The sequence below is a fragment of the Oerskovia sp. Root918 genome, from assembly GCF_001428945.1.
Taxonomy (GTDB): Bacteria; Actinomycetota; Actinomycetes; order Actinomycetales; family Cellulomonadaceae; genus Oerskovia; species Oerskovia enterophila.
The window spans coordinates 86,688-105,016 of the sequence record NZ_LMJG01000014.1 but is presented as its reverse complement, the minus strand read 5'-3'; the positions used below and the strand labels follow the sequence as shown (position 1 = coordinate 105,016).

At 70.6% G+C, this 18,329-nt stretch carries 20 protein-coding genes; 10 read left to right on the top strand and 10 right to left on the bottom strand.

Features of this window, described 5'->3' with window-relative positions; all coding sequences use genetic code 11:
- Positions 1–30: 30 nt before the first annotated feature.
- Both ASE27_RS20305 and ASE27_RS14245 read right to left on the bottom strand, forming a co-directional pair.
- The gene (locus ASE27_RS20305) at positions 31–489 is read right to left on the bottom strand and encodes an Asp23/Gls24 family envelope stress response protein (RefSeq protein ID WP_157257643.1); all 459 of its coding nucleotides are present in this window, start codon (positions 487–489) and stop codon (positions 31–33) included.
- A complete protein-coding gene (locus ASE27_RS14245; protein ID WP_056651731.1) occupies positions 486–1,046 on the bottom strand; it encodes an Asp23/Gls24 family envelope stress response protein in 561 nt (186 codons plus the stop codon). Before ASE27_RS14245 ends, ASE27_RS20305 begins: the two co-directional genes overlap by 4 nt.
- A 163-nt stretch (positions 1,047–1,209) precedes the next feature.
- Here ASE27_RS14245 and ASE27_RS14240 point away from each other — a divergent pair, with 163 nt between their 5' ends.
- The 4 genes from ASE27_RS14240 to ASE27_RS14225 all read left to right on the top strand — a co-directional run bounded on the left by ASE27_RS14240 (position 1,210) and on the right by ASE27_RS14225 (position 3,760).
- Positions 1,210–1,776: an RNA polymerase sigma factor gene (locus ASE27_RS14240; protein WP_056651728.1), complete on the top strand. Its 567-nt coding sequence runs from the start codon at positions 1,210–1,212 to the stop codon at positions 1,774–1,776.
- On the top strand, positions 1,773–2,231 hold the full coding sequence (locus ASE27_RS14235; RefSeq protein ID WP_157257642.1) for a hypothetical protein: 459 nt from the start codon (positions 1,773–1,775) through the stop codon (positions 2,229–2,231). Before ASE27_RS14240 ends, ASE27_RS14235 begins: the two co-directional genes overlap by 4 nt.
- Before the next feature lie 99 nt (positions 2,232–2,330).
- Complete coding sequence (locus ASE27_RS14230; RefSeq protein WP_056651722.1) at positions 2,331–2,939, top strand: hypothetical protein; 609 nt, start codon at positions 2,331–2,333, stop codon at positions 2,937–2,939.
- The gene (locus ASE27_RS14225; protein WP_235535447.1) at positions 2,936–3,760 is read left to right on the top strand and encodes a glycosyltransferase family 2 protein; all 825 of its coding nucleotides are present in this window, start codon (positions 2,936–2,938) and stop codon (positions 3,758–3,760) included. The genes ASE27_RS14230 and ASE27_RS14225 overlap by 4 nt, the downstream gene beginning before the upstream one ends.
- A gap of 7 nt (positions 3,761–3,767) precedes the next feature.
- Here ASE27_RS14225 and ASE27_RS14220 read toward each other — a convergent pair whose 3' ends face one another.
- Together ASE27_RS14220 and ASE27_RS14215 are read right to left on the bottom strand one after the other, a co-directional pair.
- The gene (locus tag ASE27_RS14220) at positions 3,768–4,436 is read right to left on the bottom strand and encodes a response regulator transcription factor (protein ID WP_056651719.1); all 669 of its coding nucleotides are present in this window, start codon (positions 4,434–4,436) and stop codon (positions 3,768–3,770) included.
- On the bottom strand, positions 4,433–5,605 hold the full coding sequence (locus ASE27_RS14215) for a sensor histidine kinase (RefSeq protein WP_056651716.1): 1,173 nt from the start codon (positions 5,603–5,605) through the stop codon (positions 4,433–4,435). The genes ASE27_RS14220 and ASE27_RS14215 overlap by 4 nt, the downstream gene beginning before the upstream one ends.
- Positions 5,606–5,775: 170 nt before the next feature.
- Here ASE27_RS14215 and ASE27_RS14210 point away from each other — a divergent pair, with 170 nt between their 5' ends.
- Complete coding sequence (locus tag ASE27_RS14210) at positions 5,776–6,726, top strand: alpha/beta fold hydrolase (protein ID WP_056652255.1); 951 nt, start codon at positions 5,776–5,778, stop codon at positions 6,724–6,726.
- A 243-nt stretch (positions 6,727–6,969) separates the two neighbouring features.
- Here the strand turns inward: ASE27_RS14210 and ASE27_RS14205 are convergent, their stop codons facing one another.
- The 3 genes from ASE27_RS14205 to ASE27_RS14195 all read right to left on the bottom strand — a co-directional run bounded on the left by ASE27_RS14205 (position 6,970) and on the right by ASE27_RS14195 (position 10,134).
- Positions 6,970–8,265 (bottom strand): MFS transporter, encoded by a 1,296-nt coding sequence (locus tag ASE27_RS14205; protein ID WP_082608949.1) that lies wholly within the window; start codon positions 8,263–8,265, stop codon positions 6,970–6,972.
- A 66-nt stretch (positions 8,266–8,331) separates the two neighbouring features.
- Positions 8,332–9,090: a DeoR/GlpR family DNA-binding transcription regulator gene (locus tag ASE27_RS14200; RefSeq protein ID WP_056651713.1), complete on the bottom strand. Its 759-nt coding sequence runs from the start codon at positions 9,088–9,090 to the stop codon at positions 8,332–8,334.
- A 567-nt stretch (positions 9,091–9,657) separates the two neighbouring features.
- On the bottom strand, positions 9,658–10,134 hold the full coding sequence (locus tag ASE27_RS14195) for a hypothetical protein (protein WP_157257641.1): 477 nt from the start codon (positions 10,132–10,134) through the stop codon (positions 9,658–9,660).
- Positions 10,135–10,315: 181 nt separating this feature from the next.
- On the opposite strand from ASE27_RS14195, the gene ASE27_RS21195 reads away from it, so the two are divergent.
- A complete protein-coding gene (locus tag ASE27_RS21195; RefSeq protein WP_157257640.1) occupies positions 10,316–10,882 on the top strand; it encodes a dsRBD fold-containing protein in 567 nt (188 codons plus the stop codon).
- Here the strand turns inward: ASE27_RS21195 and ASE27_RS14190 are convergent.
- Complete coding sequence (locus tag ASE27_RS14190; RefSeq protein ID WP_056651708.1) at positions 10,843–11,724, bottom strand: universal stress protein; 882 nt, start codon at positions 11,722–11,724, stop codon at positions 10,843–10,845. The two genes, ASE27_RS21195 and ASE27_RS14190, sit on opposite strands and share 40 nt — an antisense overlap.
- A gap of 268 nt (positions 11,725–11,992) precedes the next feature.
- Here ASE27_RS14190 and ASE27_RS14185 point away from each other — a divergent pair, with 268 nt between their 5' ends.
- Complete coding sequence (locus tag ASE27_RS14185; protein WP_056651704.1) at positions 11,993–12,967, top strand: nitroreductase family protein; 975 nt, start codon at positions 11,993–11,995, stop codon at positions 12,965–12,967.
- Between the two features lie 76 nt (positions 12,968–13,043).
- Here ASE27_RS14185 and ASE27_RS14180 read toward each other — a convergent pair whose 3' ends face one another.
- On the bottom strand, positions 13,044–14,087 hold the full coding sequence (locus ASE27_RS14180; RefSeq protein ID WP_056651701.1) for an alcohol dehydrogenase catalytic domain-containing protein: 1,044 nt from the start codon (positions 14,085–14,087) through the stop codon (positions 13,044–13,046).
- Between the two features lie 249 nt (positions 14,088–14,336).
- Here ASE27_RS14180 and ASE27_RS14175 point away from each other — a divergent pair, with 249 nt between their 5' ends.
- From ASE27_RS14175 to ASE27_RS14165, 3 genes are all read left to right on the top strand, one after another.
- Positions 14,337–15,305 (top strand): universal stress protein, encoded by a 969-nt coding sequence (locus ASE27_RS14175; protein WP_056651698.1) that lies wholly within the window; start codon positions 14,337–14,339, stop codon positions 15,303–15,305.
- A gap of 49 nt (positions 15,306–15,354) precedes the next feature.
- The gene (locus ASE27_RS14170) at positions 15,355–15,951 is read left to right on the top strand and encodes a DoxX family membrane protein (RefSeq protein WP_082608948.1); all 597 of its coding nucleotides are present in this window, start codon (positions 15,355–15,357) and stop codon (positions 15,949–15,951) included.
- Positions 15,952–16,096: 145 nt separating this feature from the next.
- Positions 16,097–17,683, top strand: a complete 1,587-nt coding sequence (locus tag ASE27_RS14165; protein WP_157257639.1) for a GAF domain-containing sensor histidine kinase — start codon at positions 16,097–16,099, stop codon at positions 17,681–17,683.
- Here the strand turns inward: ASE27_RS14165 and ASE27_RS14160 are convergent.
- A complete protein-coding gene (locus ASE27_RS14160) occupies positions 17,680–18,315 on the bottom strand; it encodes a response regulator transcription factor (protein ID WP_056651688.1) in 636 nt (211 codons plus the stop codon). The two genes, ASE27_RS14165 and ASE27_RS14160, sit on opposite strands and share 4 nt — an antisense overlap.
- Positions 18,316–18,329 lie beyond the last annotated feature (14 nt).

Below are 18,329 nucleotides of genomic sequence, written 5' to 3'. Positions count from 1 at the left end.
TTGGACGGCGCCCGGTCAGGGCGGTGACGATCATGTCGGCGAGGGCTCGACGTCCTCGACGAAGACGTGGACCGGCTCCGAGACCAGGGCGCGCACGGCCTCGTGGACGTTGCCGGCGACCTCCGGGATGGGGCGTCCGGCGGAGACCACCAGGTGCACCTCGGCCTCGTCGGGCCGGAGCCTCACCCCGGTGACGGCACGACCCGGCAGGTAGGTGGCGACCTCCCCGAACGCCCCGGCGTGCAGGCGCACGACTCCCGGCACGGCGAGCACCGCCGCCACCACCCGGTCCGCCAGGTCCTCCTGGTCGGCGACGTCCGCGTCGTCACCCGCAGAGGCACGAGGTGGACGAGGAGGAGAGGCGGCGAGAGGCCGCCCCACGGGCGAGGTGTCGAACGCTGCCGCGACGTCCAGGGGTGTCGGGGCGACGGGCTCGGCGTCCCGGCTGGACGTCGGAAGCCCGGAGGATCCCGGTGACGAGGTGGTCATCGCACTCGCCCGCCACCTTCCTCGCCCTCACCGCCGGCCGAGGACTGCTCCCGCGACGAGGACCGCCCCGAGCTCGAGTCGGCGTCGTCGTCGGGCAGATGGACGTCGTTGACATCGATGTTGACCTCGGTGACCTCGAGCCCGGTCATGCGTTCGATCGAGGTGATGACGCTCCGCCGGACCGCCTGCGCCAGGTCGGCGATCGAGACCCCGTAGTCCGCGACCAGGTCCAGGTCGACTGCGGCCTGTCGCTCGCCGACCTCGACGTGGACGCCGGAGGTGGTGTCGCTGCCGCTCCCGGGGATGTACTCGCGGAGGGCGCCGAACGCCCGGGCCGCTCCCCCGCCCACGGCATAGACGCCCTGGACGTTGCGGGTCGCGATGCCCGCGATCTTGGCGACCACCTGGTCCGCGATCGTCGTGGTGCCGTGCTCGGAGGCCAGGGCCGACACGTGCTCCGAGCTCTCGCGCGGCGCACGTGCCAGGCTGTTGTCCCGGGGTCGTGCTGAGGCCCCCGCAGCCGGGGTTCCCGTGGTGGGGGTGCTCTGCTCGCTCATCGTCGGCTCCTCGTGCTCAGGCTGACCCGCCCGGTCCGGGCGGTCTGGACGTTCCCCAGTGAGTGCTGACCTGGGACCGATACGTCACGCGCTCGAGAGTGTGATCTGCGTCACACGTGCGCCGCGGCTGGCGAGTCCGCCGAGGATCGATATCGTCGGACGGATGGAACCCCTCGACGCGGGTGGCGGCTCGGGGACGGCCTCGGACCTGTTGCTCGCACGCCGGGCTGCGCTCCGTGACCGAGACGCGTTCACCCAGCTCGTCGACCGGCACGGCCCGGCGCTCTACCGATACGTCCTGCGGATGGTCCACGATCCCGAGGTCGCCGCCGACTGCCTCCAGGACACCCTGGTGGCCGCGTGGACCGGGTTCGCCGAGTTCCGCGGAGAGTCCACCCCGCGCACCTGGCTCTTCGGGATCGCCACCCGCCAGGCCTATCGGCACCGGAGCCGCGTCGCGCTGCAGCCCGGGCCCCTGCCCGACGACCTCGTCGAGACCGCGACGCACCGACCCGACCAGGACGCCGTGGACAGCGCGCTCGTCGAGGCCCTCGACATCGCCCTGCTCGGTCTGCCACCGTTGCAGAGGTCGTGCTGGCTGCTGCGCGAGATCGAAGGACTGCACTACGCCGAGATCGCGCTGATCCTCGGCACGAGCCACGACGCCGTACGCGGGCTCCTCCACCGGGCCCGCTCCACGCTGGCCGAGACGATGGAGGGATGGCGATGAGCGACGAAGCCGTCCTCGACCGCGCCACGCAGGCACTGCGGCGTCACACCGACCGAGGGTGGACCGTCGTGCGGGAGAACGCACTCCTCAGGGCACTGTCCGCCTTCCGCCCCTCTGCCCCGGTCCGCGGTCGCACGGCCACCCCCGCCGGCGCTGCGGACTACTTCGTCGCGGCCGACGTCGTGGTCGCGGCGCTCCGCGAGAGCGTCGCCGCGGTGCCGAGCGCCGCGCCGCTCACGATCACCTGCTCGACCGACGACCACGACCGGCTCGTGGCCGTCACGATCGAGATCGTCGCCGCGTTCGACGATCCGCTTCTCCCGCTCGCCGCCGCCGTCCGTCGCGCCGCGACCTCCCGCCTGCGGATCGTGCTCGGTGACCTCGCCCCCCTGGCCGGCGCGGTCGCCGTCCACGTCGCCATCACCGACGTCACGGACGACCCGCGCGAGCTCTAGGTGTGCGCCCGTACCAGCGCCGTTGCCCGCGCCGCCGCCGGACGACCCGCGCTGTCCCGTTCCCGCGCGAGTCACCGTGAGCGTCGCTAGGTTGGCCCGATGACCACCGGCGAGATCCGCGGACGCAGCACAGCGTGGACCGCCGCGGGTGACCTCGTGCGGGTCCTCGCCGGGATCGCGGTCCCCGTGGGCGGCCTGCTCTACGGCCCGGTCGGGATCGCCCTGCTCTCGCTCGTGCTGCTCGGCACCGTACTCCCCCGCGCGATCGGGCTCGACGGGCCCGTCGACCCTGCCATCGGCCTGACCCTGTCGGCCGCGGCCTGGATCAGCCTCCTGGACCTCTATGCCCTGGCCTCCTGGCTCGATCTCGTCGTGCACCTGGTGGCGACCGCCGTCCTCACGGTCCTCGCCTATGCCCTCCTCGTGTTCCTGGGGGCCCTTCCCGTGCCCGGTGCGATGCTCGCCCGATCGACCGGGGCAGGCGCTCGCCACGACGGGTCCGGCCTCTCCCGCCCACGTCTTGGTGGTGTGGTGACGGCGACGACGCTCGGCGTCCTCCTCTCGCTGCTGTGGGAGGTGGGCGAGTGGGCTGGCGCCACCTTCGTCGACGAGTCGATCAACGTCGGCTACCGGGACACGCTCGGCGACCTCGTCGCAGGCGGGGTCGGCGCCCTCCTCGCCGGGCTCTTCCTGGTGAGGCGTCCGTGAGCCGGGCGGCCTCGGGCTGCGCCACCCCGTTGACGGTCGTCATCCCCGTCAAGGACGACGCCGTGCTCCTCGAGAGCTGCCTGTCCGCGATCGCTCGACAGACCCGGCCCCCGCACGAGGTGATCGTGGTCGACAACGCCTCCTCGGACGACAGCGCGGCCGTGGCGCGCCGCGCGGGCGCGCGCGTGATCAGCGAGACTCGGCCCGGCATCGCTGCGGCTGCGTCCACCGGGTACGACGCCGTCCTGACCGGCATCATCGTGCGCTGCGACGCCGACACCCTTCCTCCCGAGGACTGGCTCGAACGGGTGCACCGAGCCTTCGCCGACGACCCAGGGCTGGCCGCCCTCACCGGTTCGGGCTTCTTCTACGACCTGCCGGCGGTCCGTGGTCGCCTCGCCCGGATCTTCTACCTGTGGGGCTACTACGGGGGGATGCGCGCCGCCATCGGCAACGTCCCCCTGTGGGGGTCCAACATGGCGATGCGCGTCGACGCCTGGCGCGGGGTCCGTCGCCACGTCCACCGGTACGACGCGCTCGTGCACGACGACACCGACCTCAGCTTCCAGCTCGGCAGCACCGCCCGTGTCCGCTACGACCCCCGGCTCGTCGTCGGCGTCTCAGGGCGCACCTTCGAGTCCGTGGCCGCCGTGCGCCGACGCTTCCGGCTCGCGTGGCACACGCTTGCCGTGAACTGGGCCGACAGCCCACCCTGGGACAGGTGGTCGGCGCGGATCGCGTCCAGGTGGCGCCGCCAACCATCCCCCGCCCGGGGTGCGGCTCGGCGGCGGCCACGATCACGTCGGCCTCCACGAGGCTGAGCCGCCGTCACGGCCGCGCCGTGACCAGACCCGACTCGTAGGCGAGGATCACCAGATGAGCCCGGTCGCGCGCGTGCACCTTGGCCATGATCCGGTTGACGTGCGTCTTGGCGGTGTGCGCGGAGATCACGAGCTCGGCCGCGATCTCCTGGTTGGTCAGGCCGCGGGCCACGAGCAGGAACACCTCGCGCTCGCGCTCGGTGAGCCGGTCGAGCCCCTCGTCCTCCCACGCTCCCGCTCGAGGGCTCTGCCGGCGCACGAAACGCTGGACGAGCGCCCGCGTCGCGGCCGACGACAGCAGCGCCTCGCCCAGGTGGATCGTGTGGACCGCGCGCACGATGTCCTCGGGCTCGGCGCCCTTGCCGATGAATCCGCTCGCCCCCGCGCGCAGCGCCGCGACGACGTACTCGTCCTCCTCGAACGTCGTCAGGACGAGCACGCGCGTGGTGGCCCCCGTCGGACCGGCGCAGATCTGCCCGGTCGCGGCGATCCCGTCGAGCTCGGGCATCCGGATGTCCATGAGGACGACGTCGGGAGCCAGCTCCGCGGCGGCGCGGACGGCCTCGCGGCCGTTCGACGCGTCGCCGACGACCCGGATCCCTCCGCTGTCGGTGAGGATGTCGCGCACGGCCTGGCGCACCAAGGGTTGGTCGTCGACGACGAGGACCGTGATCATCGCTGTCCCCTTCCCCCGGCGCTCTGCACGCTCGTCTCGGCGGGCAGCGTGATTTCGAGCCGGAACTCGCCGTCCGTGTCCGACGTCGTCGCGCGCCCCCGCACGGACGCGACCCGCTCGCGCAGCCCGCGCAGGCCGTGACCGCTCGAGGGCGCGTCGGCGTCCTCGGCGCGCAGCGGGCTCGTGATCGTCAGGGCGAGCGCACCGTCGCCGGCTCGGACGTCCACGACCGCCCGGTCGCCACCCCCGTGCTTGTGCGCGTTCGTGAGGCCCTCCTGGACGGCGAGGTAGGCGACGTGGTCGCAGGCCGGCGAGAGCGCGACGAGGACCGGTTCCCGCCGCAGCTCGACGTGCAGGCCCGCGTCGGCGAAGCGGCGGACGAGCGCGTCGAGCTGGTCCAGCCCCGCCTGCGGGCGGAGGTCGGGCCGTTCGCCGTCGTCGTCGGCGCGCAGGAGCGCCATGAGCCCGCCGATGTCCGCGAGGACGGTCCGTGACGCGCTCCGGATGGTGGTGAGGGCCTCGCGGGCCCGTTCGGGCCGGGACTCGAGCGACGACGACGCGACGCCCGCGCTCAGGCTGATCACCGAGATCTGGTGGGCGACGACGTCGTGCAGGTCGCGGGCGATGCGAACCCGCTCCTCGACCACGCGCCGTCGTGCCTCGTCCTCGCGGCCCTGCTCGGCCCGTTCTGCCCGCTCCGTCACGGCCGCGATCGCCTCGCGCCGCGACCTCGTCGCGTCACCCAGGGCTCCCGCCAGGACGATGAACGTCACGAACTGGACCGCACGCGAGTCGAACAGCTCCCCGTCGAGCGGCACCGCGCTCACGAAGAACACCACGAGGGCCGCTGCGGCTACGCACACGAGCCCGAGGGACCGCCGCGTCCGGTCGGCGACCGAGAAGGCCGTGATCATGACGGCGACGAGCGCGCTCGGGGCCAGCGTGCCCGCGAGCGCTACCGCGACGGTGCACGCCAGAGACACCCCGAGGGCGACGAGCGGGAGCCGCCGACGCAGCGGGATCACCACGACGGGCACGAGCGCGATCACGAGCAGCAGCCCCCGGGCACGGAAGAGCTCGTCGGGGAACGGCAGGACGCCGAAGAGCACGACGGCGGCGACCGCGACGACGTCGCTCAGGGGTACTGCGGCAGCTCGAGGTGACGGCACTCCCCCAGTATCCCGGCCGAGCGGTCCGGACGGATCGCCCCCGAGGGTGAGGTGCGCGTACCGCGAACGCGTTACCGAGGTGACCACGCGGGGCTGACGCGCGCGGCGACCCGGCCGACGATGCTGGACCGGAGGGCGGAGCACATCAGGTGCTCCCCGGGGAGGGACGTGTGAAGAAGTCTGCGAAGAGAGCGCTCGTGACGGTGACGGCGATCGGCGCGGTGCTCGCGGTCGGCCTGGCCACGACGAGCGTGGTGAACGCCGTCGCGACCGGTCGGGAGAGCGACCGGATCGAGTCGTACGGCCGGTCCGTGACCGTCGACGGGCGGCAGATGAACGTCGTCGTGACCGGGAGCGGTCCGGTCGACGTCGTGCTCCTGCCGGGGTTCGGGACGTCCTCCCCCGCACTCGACTTCGAGCCGCTCGTCACCGATCTCGCCCAGGACCACCGGGTCGTCGTCGTCGAGCCCTTCGGCTACGGCCTGAGCGACGGCACCGACAGGGCGCGCACGACCGAGAACATCGTCACCGAGGTCCACGCGGCGCTCCAGGAGCTCGACGTCGACCGCTACGTCCTCATGGGTCACTCGATCGCCGGGATCTACGGTCTCGAGCTCGCCACGCGGTACCCGGACGAGGTGGCGGCGTTCGTCGGGATCGACACGAGCGTGCCCGGCCAGCCGAACATGGACACGACGTTCCCCACGGGCCTCATGGCCGCAGCGAAGAACCTGGGCCTGGTCCGCGTCCTCGCCGCGGTCGGCGGGGACGGGCTCGACGGCTCGGTGTACTCCGACCACGCGCGCGAGCAGATGACGATGTTCACCCACCGGAACTCGATGCGCCCCACGTATCTCGACGAGATGGCGCACATCGGCCCGAACTTCGAGCGCGCGCTCGGGACGACGTTCCCTGCCGACCTGCCGCTCCTGCTGTTCGCCGAGGCGGACAACGCGGCCAACCCCGACTGGCTCGCGCTGCACGAGCGGCAGGCCGCGAGCGTCGAGGACGGCACCGTGGTGCCTGTTCCGGGCGACCACTACCTCCACCACACGCACGCGCCGGAGATCGCTGACGGGTTCCGGCAGTGGGAGGCGGCTCGCGACCTGACGACGGGCTGAGGACAGGTGGGCAACGGGTCGTCCCGCCGCCGTCGGGGGCGGGACGACCCGATCGGACGCGCGATCGATCGATCAGCCGAGCCCGCTCCGCCGCCGTCGCAGACGGGGCCCCGCGCTGTGGGCCTCCTAGGACGCGGTGCGACGGCCGCTCACCACGACCGGAGGCCGCGAGGGTGCCCGACGGCGTCGGGCACCCTCGCGCGGTGCGCGCAGCGGACCGGCAGGCGGCCCCACGGCCCACGGTCAGGCCCGGAGGGTTCGACGCGTGTCGAGGACCTGGGAGGCCAGCACGACGACCAGTCCGGCCGCCGGGACCACCAGGAGGCCCGCCCGGAGCGACGAATGGTCGGCGACGAGGCCGACGAGCGGCGGGGAGAGCAGGAAGCCGATCCGCATGAGCCAGCTCACGACGGCCAGCCCGGTCCCGGGGCGCAGGCCCGGCAGCTCGTCCGCGCCGTGCATCGCCGCGGGCACGAGGGTCGCGATGCCCAGTCCCGCCGCGGCGAACCCGGCGATCGTGCCGGGCACGGTCGGGAAGGCCAGGGCGAGTCCCATGCCGACCGCGGCCAGGGCGCCGCCCGTGCGGGCCACGGCGCGCTGACCGAACCTGTCGACCACGCGGTCCCCGACGAGACGGCCGACGAACTGCGCGCCGGTCAGCGCCACGAAGCCGAACGCCGCGAGCGAGAGCGGTGCTCCCAGCGACTGCGAGAGGTAGACGGCGGCCCAGGTGCTGCCCGAGTCCTCCACCACGGCGCCGGCCGCGGCGATGAGGACCAGGGCCGCGAGCGTCCCGACGCGCACGAGCAGGCCCGGGACACGGGAACCATGCGTCGCGCGGTCCGTGGCGGGTGCCACGCTCGTGGAACCCGTGCCCGAGGCGGCCCCGCCCGCGCCGTCGGCGGCCTCGACGCGGTCCGCATCCTCGGGGCCGGGCAGCAGGAACCGGTAGCACGAGAGCGCGACGGCCGCGAAGACCAGGGCCGACAGGCCCAGGTGCAGCCCCCGCGACATGCCGATCGCGACCGCACCAGCGCCCATGAGCCCGCCCGTCACGGCACCGATGCTCCACACCGCGTGGAACGAGTTGAGGATCGACCGCCCGTAGCGTCGCTGGACCCGCAGGCCGTGCGCGTTCTGGGCGACGTCGGTGATCGCGTCCATGGCCCCTGCGAGCAGGAGCCCGACCGCGAGCATGGTCCACGTCGAGGACGACCCGGCGGCCAGGACCCCCAGGCCGGTCAGGATCGTGCCCACCACCGCGACGCGCGAGGAACGCAGACGCCGGATCAGGACGCCCGCGGCGAGGCCTGCGACGAGTGCTCCCGTGGGGAAGGCCGCGATCGCCAGACCGTACTGCGCGTTGCTCAGACCGAGCTCGGCCTTGATCGCGGGGTACTCGGGGAACAGGTTGGCGAAGATGGCGCCGTTGGTGAAGAACAGCGCCGCGACGGCGACGCGGGCCCGGCGCAGCTCACGCGGGACGGCTGCGCCCCGGGCGAGGCGTGGACGTGGGCGGGCCACGGTGGTGTCGGTCATGGGTGAGGTCTCTCAGGGTCGTGGGTGGGAGGCGTCCGCCGTGCGTCGCCTCGGTCGGCTAGCTGGTCAGACGCCCAGGACGTCGACGCCGGCCTGACGGATCTGGGCGACCGCGTCAGCGGGCGCCTCGGGGTCGGTCACGAGCACGTCGAAGTCGGTCACCTCGCACACGACCGCGAGCGCCGTGCGCGAGAACTTCGCGGCCTCCCCGACGAGGATCGTGCGCCGCGCGCTGGACATCGCGGCGCGCTTGGTGGCGGCCTCGACGTCGTCGAACGCGGTGACGCCGTCGGTGGGAGACAGTCCGCAACAGCTGATGATCGCGGTGTCCACGCGCAGCGAGCGCAACGAGGCCTCGGCCATGGGACCGACGAGCGAGCCCTCCCCGAAGCGGGACGTCCCCCCGGGGACCTTGAGCGTGGTCGAGGCGCTCGCGGAGAGGACGTGAGCGGCGGGGATCGACAGGGGCACGACGGTCAGGCGCCGCCCGACGAGGGCGCGGGCGATCGCGAGACCCGTGGTCCCGCTGTCCACGATCACGGCCTCGCCGTCGCTGAGCAGCCCTGCGACCGTCTGCGCGATGCGTTCCTTGGCCGGGGTCGACTCGATCTCGCGCAGCGCGAACGGCAGCTCCTCCCCCCTCAGCAGCAGGCTGACCGCGCCACCGTGGACCCGGCGGAGCGCACCCGCGGACGCGAGGGCGTCGAGGTCACGGCGGACCGTGACCTCAGAGGTATCGAGCTCGAGGGCCAGGTCGGCGACCTCGAGTCGTTCGGTCTCGCGGAGGCGCTGGACGATCCGCTGCTGTCGGGTGGCACTGTCCATGCCGCCAAACGTACACAGCGTTGTTCCGAATGTAAACGTCGCGCTTTCGTTTCGAGCCATCAGGCACGCGCAACGCGGCGGTCGGCACCCCTGGTGCGAAGGCCAGGGGTGAGGGCGGCCGTCGATCGAGAACTCCGCCGCACGCCATCGCGACCTCGGCGCCTCGTCAGCGCCCACCTGGACCCAGGGCGCTCAGCGGCGCCCTCAACCCTCCTGGTGCGCGAAGCGCTGTCGCGAGAGCGGGCTGCTCGCCCACCTGGTGGTCCGACCGGTGCCGCCCGACCCGCTCGACGCGGATGCACGAGCAGGTCATACCGGGCCGATGGAGAGGCTGGTCCCGAGCGGTCATGGAAGCGGGGCGGACGACGACGGCACGCTGAGTCCGTCGGGGGCGCTCTTGCACGTGAACGAGCGACCCAGTACTGATCCGCCCAAGCACAGTCTGCGGCGAGCGGTCATGGCGCACACACCTGGACCTGACGTCAGCGTCAGGAAGTCAAGGCAGTCACGGCCGGTCGCCTGCTGGAGCGCAGGAGGGACGACGGCTCCGGGCGTCGCGAGCGAGCCTCAGCCGCCCGTGAACATGGAGATGGTCAGCGCAGAATCGACCGCCAGGCAAGGCTCGTCGAGGGCGGAAAGGGCATCCCGCCAGGCGTCCGACCTGATGACGGTGGGTTCGGTCCTCGCCCAGAGCTCGACCGCGGGGACAGCCTCCTGCAGGTCGGCGACCCCTTGGCTGACGGCGCTGTCGCCGCTCGAGGGGATGCGGTGCAGCACATGTGTCGCGACCTCGTACCAGCCCTGCTGCTCCTGGACGGCCACGCGGCCCTCGCTCAGGGCGATGTCGGCGTTCTCCACGATCGACATGACGTCGGAGACAGCCGCGCACGCGGCAGCGTCCTGCGCCGCGTCGTCCACGGGTGCGTCAGCCTGGACCACCTCGCCCGTGGGTTCCGGAAGGGCGCTGCTCTCCCCGCTGCAGCCGGCCACCATCAGAGCCACCAGCACCAGAGCCGAAGCCCCGGCCGTCTTGCTTCCTCGCATGAACGCACCCCCGTCGTGACCGTGTGTGCCCTGAGACTACAGATTCGCGCGGGGTGCGGAAGACCAGGCTCACCAGCCCCACAGGGGCGGCGACGCCACCGCACACTGGATCGTCGAGAGACACCGCAGCTCAACTCGACAACCACCTCCGTGCGCGACGCACACGGAACGCTCGTGCGGCATGCGAGTGGGCAGACGCTGCGGATCTGCCCGGGTGCGGGGTACGCGGCCGAGAAGCGCCTCGACGTCGGGCCTTGTCGTCGGCCACGACGCCGGCCCGGGCCGGCGCGCGAGCTGCGGCACGCGGAGCGGTGCCCGTCACCCGACGATGGGTACACCTCTGGGTGCGGCTCGACCGGCCCAGGTACAACGAGAGGCTAGGAATCGTTCCGATTCCCTATCGCCTCTCACGGTCGGGCTGACAGGATGTGAACCTGCGACCCCTTGTAGCCCCTCCGAACGATCCGATTCCGCGGATTCGCTTGGCCTTCCTCCTGTGAACTATCTGGCCGCCACCGAGATCGGTGAGGAGCTCGCGACCGCTCGAGCGCTACGTGATCTCGCAGATCATCTTCTGCAAGCGAGACATGCGACATCGCAGAGATCGAGCACCATGAGTTCCATCTCTCCCAGTGACCCTGCTGACCAGGTATCAAGTACTCAGCATGCTGCGGAATCTCATCCGTGCCCTCGTGCTGATGCTCGTCCTCAATGGCTGTGCGTGACCAGTACGGGCCATTTGGCGTGACGGAGCAGGCCCTGGCTCACTGACCCCAGAACGGGCCCCCTGAACTCGCCATAACCTCGCGAACCGACGACCACGAGAGAGGCGGCGACCGCGGCGCGGGCGATCTCGCGAACCGGTGGCCCTTCCAGGACGTGGGTACGTACTGCCAAGGTCTGGCTGACGCGTCCGGCATTCTCGGCGGCGGTTGCCGCAGCCTCTTGCGCGCGAATCCGGAAGGCCGTGCGGAACTCGTCGATCGAGGGTGTCAGCGAGGTGACAAGGGGGTCTGCCGGAATCGTGTAGGCAACGACGATGTCGAGCGGGGAATGCCGACGGCCTGCTTCGCCCGCGGCCTCGACGAGCGCGACGTTGCTCGCAGGAGAACCGTCGATGCCGACCACGACCGGGCCCACGGTCGAGAACGTCATCTCCGCAGGAACTACGACCACCGGTACAGGCGACTGGGCCGCCAGCTGAACGCTGACCGAGCCGAGAAAGACAGCCCCAAACGCTCCTAGCCCGCGCGAGCCCACCACGACCAGTCCCGCGCCCTCACTCGCGGCGTCCAACAACGCAAGAGCCGCTGGGCCTGGGCGGGCCGTGGTCTCCACCTCCAGTTCAGGTTCGACCTGCTGAGCCATCTCGGAGGAGACGCGCAGAACCTCGTCGATCTCGTTGCCCTCAGCGGCCACGGGAGGCAGATAGAAGCCTCCGGCGAAGATCGGGTCGTAGGCGGGCCGGAATCGCGAATGCACGATCAGCAACGGAACACCTCGCAGGCAAGCTTCATGCGCGGCCCAGGTCAGCGCAGAGCGGCTGTTGGTCGACCCGTCGACCCCGACGATGACCCTTGTTCCGGTCATGGTTCACGTCCCTCGTGACACGCGTTCCAGGTGGCCCGCACGATGCTCAGAACGCAGGAAACGGTGGAGGGTGATCCACCACATCGGACAGGGATCTCATCTTGAGTCTTTGCCCGATGTGCTGGCCGGGCAACTGGTGAGCGCAGGTCCAACGGATGGCCGGCAAGGGGCCATCACGCCCTGGTTCGCGGGAGGAAGGACTGATGGGCTAGACACGGGCCCCGTGTTGGAGCTGCTTATACCGGTGCCAGATGGAAGGAAGAGCGACATGGACGTCATCGACGCTCGCATCGAGCGAATCATCACTGCTGCGGCGCATGCCCCCAGCGTGCACAACACTCAGCCCTGGCGTGTCGAGCTGGAAGGCAACCGAATGCTCGTTCACGCCGATCCGTCACGGCAGCTGCGCCACAGCGACCCGGCAGGGCGCGAGATGTACATCAGCTGCGGAGCGTTCCTCTTCAACGTCCGCACGTCCGCACGGCGTGAATCGCTGACAGCCCAAGCCACGATCCTGCCGAGTCCCCATGACAAGCTGCACGTCGCCTCGATCCGGTTCGACCCTGCCCTGGGGCCCGACATGGACGAGCTGGAGCTGTCAGTCGCGATCGACCGACGGGCCACATCACGCACTCCCTTCGACGACCAACCCCTGGATTCTGACGTGCTGCTGGAGATCCAGATGGCCGCCCGCGACGAAGGCGCCGACCTGCACCTGATCCACCCCTCGGACCCGACGCGATCGAACGTACTGACGCTCGTGCGTCGGGCCGAGGCCCTTGCGGGCGAAGACGCTGTGGCGCGAGGTGAGGAGGCCGCCTGGACCGCCACGACGGCCGCGCGGCATGACGGCATCCCTCAGGATCTCCTCGGCCCATCTGCCACGGACGAGCAGGCGCCCGTGCGGCACTTCTTGGCCAGCGGCGGTGACGCGGAGTTCGAGCACCGCTCGACCATGGCCGTCCTCTCGACACCTGACGACACCCCTCGGGACTGGATCGCCGCCGGCGAGGCGCTCGAGCACCTCCTGCTGGTGGCGACCACCTACTTCGTGCACGCCTCCTTCGCCACCACCGTCCTGGAGAACCCCACCACCCGGCACGACCTACGACGCGCCCTGTCCTTGGACGGGTGGCCGCAGATGCTCATGCGCATGGGCTACAGCGCGACCCACCCGCACACACCCCGACGCACGATCGAGGAGATCGTCGCACCCGGTGAACCGGAGACCGCCGCGGAGTGAGACAACTCCGGCGCCGCGTCCAGGCCGAGCGAGGCCAGTGGCTTGGACGCGGCACCGTGCGTGGTCAGGGCACCTGTCATGTACCTGCCGTCAGGACGACCTTCAAGGCCCCGCTGTGGCCTGCGTCGGCGAAGACCTCGTACGCTTCGTCGAACGCTTCGAGATCGAACCGGTGAGTGACGAGCTGGGCAACGTCGAGTTGGCCCCGTTCCACCATGCGCAGCAGGGTCGGTGTGGTGCGGGTGTCCACGAGACCGGTGGTGATCGTCAGGTCCCGGATCCAGTCCCTCTCCAGGTGCAGCGTCGCCGGCTTGCCGTGCACACCGACGTTGGCCACGTGGCCCCCTGGGCGGACCATCTCCACGCACGTCTCGAAGGTCGGCGCGATTCCGACGGCTTCGATCGCGACGTCGGCTCCCAGCCCGTCGGTCAGCGCCTTGACCTGCGCGACGACGTCGGAACGGGCGTCGATCGTGTGCGTTGCGCCAGCACCGCGGGCGGCGGCCAGGCGCGATTCAGCCAGATCGACGACGGCGAGCACCGCCGGGCTGAACAGGCGAGCGGTGAGTACGGCGGCGAGACCGATCGGTCCCGCACCGACGACGACAACGCTCTGTCCGGGCCCGACACGTCCGGCAAGTACCCCTACCTCGTACGCCGTCGGCAGGATATCGGCGACCATGAGCGCTTCCTCGTCGGTGATCTGGTCGGTCAGTCGGTGCGTGGAGGTCTCGGCGAAAGGTACCCGGACGTACTGGGCCTGGGTGCCGTCGATCAGGTGGCCCAGGATCCAGCCGCCCCCGCCCAGACACTGGCCGTACCGGCCCTGGCGGCAGTAGCTACAACGGCCGCACGACGTGATGCACGAGACGAGCACCCGGTCACCTGCAGCCAAGGTCCTCACCCCGACCCCGACCTCGACGACCGTGCCGACAGCCTCGTGCCCCAGGATCCGTCCCGGCTCGACCGCGGGGACGTCGCCCTTGAGGATGTGCAGGTCCGTTCCGCAGATCGTCACCGCGTCGACGTGGACGACCACGTCCTGCGGATCTTGCGCGGCAGGGTCGGGTACCTCGCGCCAAGCGCGTCGCCCCGGGCCGTCGAACACCAGTGCTCTCATGATTGCCTCCGCGTGTGTAGACCTCCCACGTCAGCATGAGACCACCCCCCCACCGATAGGACCGGACGGCCCCACCCCAGGGGTGCCACATGTCCCCCGCAGCCCGGCGCAGGGTGTCGTCGATCGAGAGCCCCGCAGGCAGCGGGCCGAACGGCCCGGGACTCAAGGGGCCTCCCGGCCCTGCCTCAGCGTTGATCCCCGGAGAAGGGTGGGAGTGGAAGCTCGTTCCTACGCGCCACGGAGGTCACCATGCGCACCAGACTCGACCGACCGATCGTCGTCGGCCTCGACGGATCCCCTGACTCAGCGCGCGCGCTGCGCTACGCCGCGCAGGAGGCGCAGCGGGCCGGATGCGGACTGTGGCTCGTCAATGCGATCCACGAGATCGTCCCTGTCGCCCCGATGTGGCCGCTGCTCACGAGCGACACGCTCGTCGACGTCGGGCACGAGCTTCTCGACGACGCCCAGCTCGTGGTGGAAGACCTCTCCCACGCCACGGTGCCGGTCGAGGTGGAGACGGCACTCGGTCCAGCGGTACAGATCCTGACGACAGCCAGCGAGAAGGCCCGTTTGGTCGTCCTCGGCCACAGGTCGGCCGGGATCGTCGAGCGTCTGTTCACCGGCAGCACCACGTTCGGCGTCATCGCCCGCTCCGCATGCCCGGTCGTCAGCGTCCCCCACGAGTGGGACCAGAACCGCGAAGAACATCGGATCGTCGCCGCGATCGACGGTTCATCGGTCTCCTCGGCAGTCCTGGCCTACGCCTTCGCTGCGGCCTCCGAGCGTTCCGCCCGACTCGAGGTCGTGCACTGCTGGCGCCTCGACCCGTTCTACAGCTATCTGGTGGACGAATGGTCCGTCGAGCAGGAATGGGACGCCCAGACCCACGGGATGATCAGAGGGTTCATCGACGAGTGGTCCGGACGCTACCCCGCCGTACCTGTCGAGAGCCGACTGGAGTACGCCCCCATAGCTGACACCCTCGTGCGCTACTCCAAGGACACCGACCTGCTCGTCATGGGCCGTCAAGGCCACGGCGGCCTCGGCCTACGGGTGGCCATGGCAGCCCCCGGCAGCGTCACTCGTACAGTCCTGCAGCACACCCACTGCCCGCTCGAGGTCATCCCTGTCCTCACCCGTGCCGACTCCACCGACGACCTCGTCGCCGCCACCTCCCACGCGCGGACCCCTGCCGAGGCTGACGCACCCGAGAACTGAGCACCCATCCGTCGTCCCGATGGACGACACGTCCCACAGGAGGCACATCATGAGCACGACCCACGAACCGCACCCCACCAGCCGGTCGGGAGCATCGGGATCCTCCATGCCTGACCCGGACTTCATCCACCCCGAGCTCGTCCGACCGGAGACACGTGCCCAGCGCGCGCTGCGCTACGTCGGCGCCGTGATCCGCCTCAGCCTGGGGTGGGTCTTCTTGTGGGCATTCCTGGACAAGACGTTCGGCCTCGGCCACGAGACACCGGCCGATGGCGCGTGGATCAACGGCGGACACCCCACCGCCGGCTTCCTCGGCGGCGCCACCGCCGGCCCGTTCGCCAGCTTCTACCAGGACCTGGCCGGCCAGACCTGGGTGGACTGGGTCTTCATGATCGGCCTCCTCGGCATCGGCCTCGCACTGATCCTCGGGATCGGGATGCGGATCGCCGCGGTCGCCGGAACGATCATGCTCGTCCTGATGTGGTCCGCGGTCCTACCGCCGGCCAACAATCCCTTCATGGACGACCACCTCATCTACGCCCTGGTCCTGGTCGCCCTCGCCCTCGGCAACGCAGGCGCGACACTCGGACTCGGGACCTGGTGGCAGCAGACCCGACTCGTCCAACGCTGGCCCTGGCTCACCTGAGCCACCAAAGCTCGCCACACCGCACGAAGAGTTGAGCGCAGTGTGACGACAGCTGAGGCCCCGGGCGCCGGACGTAGACCCCGGGGCCCTACGCCCGGCCAGAGTTGACCAGGAGGCCACCGTGGAACAGGCATACGCTCAGGACGTGGACAAGACCTCGGCCGAGGTTCAGGACGCGATCCTTCAAGCCGTCAGTGGCTTCTCTTCCGACTTCGACCTGCGTGACCTGCTCGTGGGCGTGGTGCGCGCCGCGTGTACTCTCTCGGGCGCCCGCTACGGCGCGTTGGGCGTCATCGGGCACTCCCGCCGACACCTCGTCGAGTTCGTCGCCGAAGGAATGAGTCCCGCCGAGCGCGAGAGGATAGGGCACCTGCCCACCGGGCACGGCCTCCTCGGTCACCTGATCGACCATCCTGAGCCTCTCCGCGCCGAGGACCTGACCACTCACCCGGCCTCGACCGGCTTCCCGCCAGGACACCCGCCCATGACAACCTTCCTCGGGGTTCCTGTCCGGGTGCGCGGCCGCGTGTTCGGCAACCTGTATCTCACCGAGAAGTCCACGGGGCCCGTGTTCACTCCCCAGGACGAAAAGGCCGTCATCGCCATGGCCGCTCTGGCCGGACTGGCCATCGAGCACGCAAACCTCCTGGTCATGGCCGAGCGCCGCGCACGGTGGCTCGAAGCAACCGCAACGATGTCCTCCGACGTCGTGCGCGCCGAACGCCCCCTCGAAGCGCTGGAGGCCGTTCTCCGCGGAGCGCTCGACGCCGCAGACGGGACCGCCTGCATCGCGATCACCCCGGCCGACTCGGATCGATTCGGCGTACTCGCCGCTGTCGGTGACCGGAGTATCGATCCCGCCGAGACGCTCAAGGCCCTGCACCCCGCGTTGATGCTGGCGATGGCCACCAACACGACCCGTTCGAGCGATCTCCCCGTCGGTGGGGCAATCATGACCCGGCTCGCCCTCGACCCGCTCACCCGTGGCGCGCTCGTCCTCACGGTCCCCCCTCGCCGATACGTCGAGAACCTCGCCGAGGACTTCGACCTCATCGAGAACTACGCATCCCAGGCCTCGCTGGCCCTCGAACGCCACCACACCCGCGCCGTCCAAGAGCAGCTCGCCGTCCTCGCCGAACGCAACCGCATCGCCCGCGATCTGCACGACGTCGTGATTCAACGCCTGTTCGCCCTCGGCCTCCAGCTCAAGGCCCTTGCTGCGCACGCTGATCCCACCAGCCGGACGAGCCTGCACACCGTCATCGATGACCTCGACGCCACCATCGGCGAGATCCGACGCTCGATCATCGACCTTCGCCCCACAACCCGGCTGCACTCGTTGCGCTCCAAGATCCGAGCCCTGGTCACCGAGTACTCCCACGTCCTCGGATACACCCCGTCGCTGACCATCACCGGGCCCTTGGACACCCTCGTCGACCCCGCCCTGCACCACCACGTCCTCGCCGTCCTACGCGAAGGGCTGTCCAACAGTGCCCGTCACGCAGCAGCAGACCGGGTCTGGCTGAACCTCGACGTCACCACAGCCGAACTCACCTGCACCGTCACCGACGACGGCACCGGGATGGACCAGTTCGACATCCGCAGCGGGCTGCGCAACCTCGCCGAACGCGCCGCTGAACTCGGCGGGACGCTCGAGGTCACCGACCATGCCCCGCGCGGGTGCCGTCTTGCCTGGCAGATCCCCCTGAACCGTCGTGACGGAGAGCCCTAGGTCTGGAGCTTCGTCGCCAGCACAGCCGCCTGAGTCCGCGACTCCAGACCCAGCTTCGTCAGGATGCTCGACACATAGTTCTTGACCGTCTTCTCCGACAAGACCATCTGGGATGCGATCTGCCTGTTCGTCATACCCTCAGCGATCAACGTCAGGACGTTGTGCTCCTGCTCGCTCAACGACGCGAGGGCCGGCTCCTCGACCGGTCCGGACCGCACACGCTCCAGCACCCTCGCAGTCAAGGCAGGATCGATCAATGACTGACCGTCCGCCACGCGTCGCACCGCGTCCACCACATCGGAACCGGCGATGACCTTCAACAAGTACCCGCTCGCTCCGGCCATGATCGCCGCAAACAGGGCCTCGTCGTCGTCGTACGAGGTCAAGATCAGCGAACGCACCTTCGGGGCCGACGAGTGCAGATCACGACACACCTCGACCCCTGAGCCGTCCGGGAGCCGGACGTCCAGCACCGCGACATCCGGGCACAAGCTCGGAAGAACGCGCATCGCCTCGCGGGCAGACCCCGACTCCCCCACGACGACCACCTGACCGTCCGCCTCGAGCACGCCCTTGAGCCCGCGCCGCACGATCTCGTGGTCATCCAGCAGGTAGACCCGGATCGGCTCCATGCCTCCGTTCTACT

Bases quoted from the DNA above. Each gene is read 5' to 3' on its own strand.
- ASE27_RS20305 (WP_157257643.1), bottom strand. From the start codon at position 489: ATGACCACCTCGTCACCGGGATCCTCCGGGCTTCCGACGTCCAGCCGG.
- ASE27_RS14245 (WP_056651731.1), bottom strand. From the start codon at position 1,046: ATGAGCGAGCAGAGCACCCCCACCACGGGAACCCCGGCTGCGGGGGCC.
- ASE27_RS14240 (WP_056651728.1), top strand. From the start codon at position 1,210: ATGGAACCCCTCGACGCGGGTGGCGGCTCGGGGACGGCCTCGGACCTG.
- ASE27_RS14235 (WP_157257642.1), top strand. From the start codon at position 1,773: ATGAGCGACGAAGCCGTCCTCGACCGCGCCACGCAGGCACTGCGGCGT.
- ASE27_RS14230 (WP_056651722.1), top strand. From the start codon at position 2,331: ATGACCACCGGCGAGATCCGCGGACGCAGCACAGCGTGGACCGCCGCG.
- ASE27_RS14220 (WP_056651719.1), bottom strand. From the start codon at position 4,436: ATGATCACGGTCCTCGTCGTCGACGACCAACCCTTGGTGCGCCAGGCC.
- ASE27_RS14205 (WP_082608949.1), bottom strand. From the start codon at position 8,265: ATGACCGACACCACCGTGGCCCGCCCACGTCCACGCCTCGCCCGGGGC.
- ASE27_RS14200 (WP_056651713.1), bottom strand. From the start codon at position 9,090: ATGGACAGTGCCACCCGACAGCAGCGGATCGTCCAGCGCCTCCGCGAG.
- ASE27_RS14195 (WP_157257641.1), bottom strand. From the start codon at position 10,134: ATGCGAGGAAGCAAGACGGCCGGGGCTTCGGCTCTGGTGCTGGTGGCT.
- ASE27_RS21195 (WP_157257640.1), top strand. From the start codon at position 10,316: ATGCGAGTGGGCAGACGCTGCGGATCTGCCCGGGTGCGGGGTACGCGG.
- ASE27_RS14190 (WP_056651708.1), bottom strand. From the start codon at position 11,724: ATGACCGGAACAAGGGTCATCGTCGGGGTCGACGGGTCGACCAACAGC.
- ASE27_RS14185 (WP_056651704.1), top strand. From the start codon at position 11,993: ATGGACGTCATCGACGCTCGCATCGAGCGAATCATCACTGCTGCGGCG.
- ASE27_RS14180 (WP_056651701.1), bottom strand. From the start codon at position 14,087: ATGAGAGCACTGGTGTTCGACGGCCCGGGGCGACGCGCTTGGCGCGAG.
- ASE27_RS14175 (WP_056651698.1), top strand. From the start codon at position 14,337: ATGCGCACCAGACTCGACCGACCGATCGTCGTCGGCCTCGACGGATCC.
- ASE27_RS14170 (WP_082608948.1), top strand. From the start codon at position 15,355: ATGAGCACGACCCACGAACCGCACCCCACCAGCCGGTCGGGAGCATCG.
- ASE27_RS14160 (WP_056651688.1), bottom strand. From the start codon at position 18,315: ATGGAGCCGATCCGGGTCTACCTGCTGGATGACCACGAGATCGTGCGG.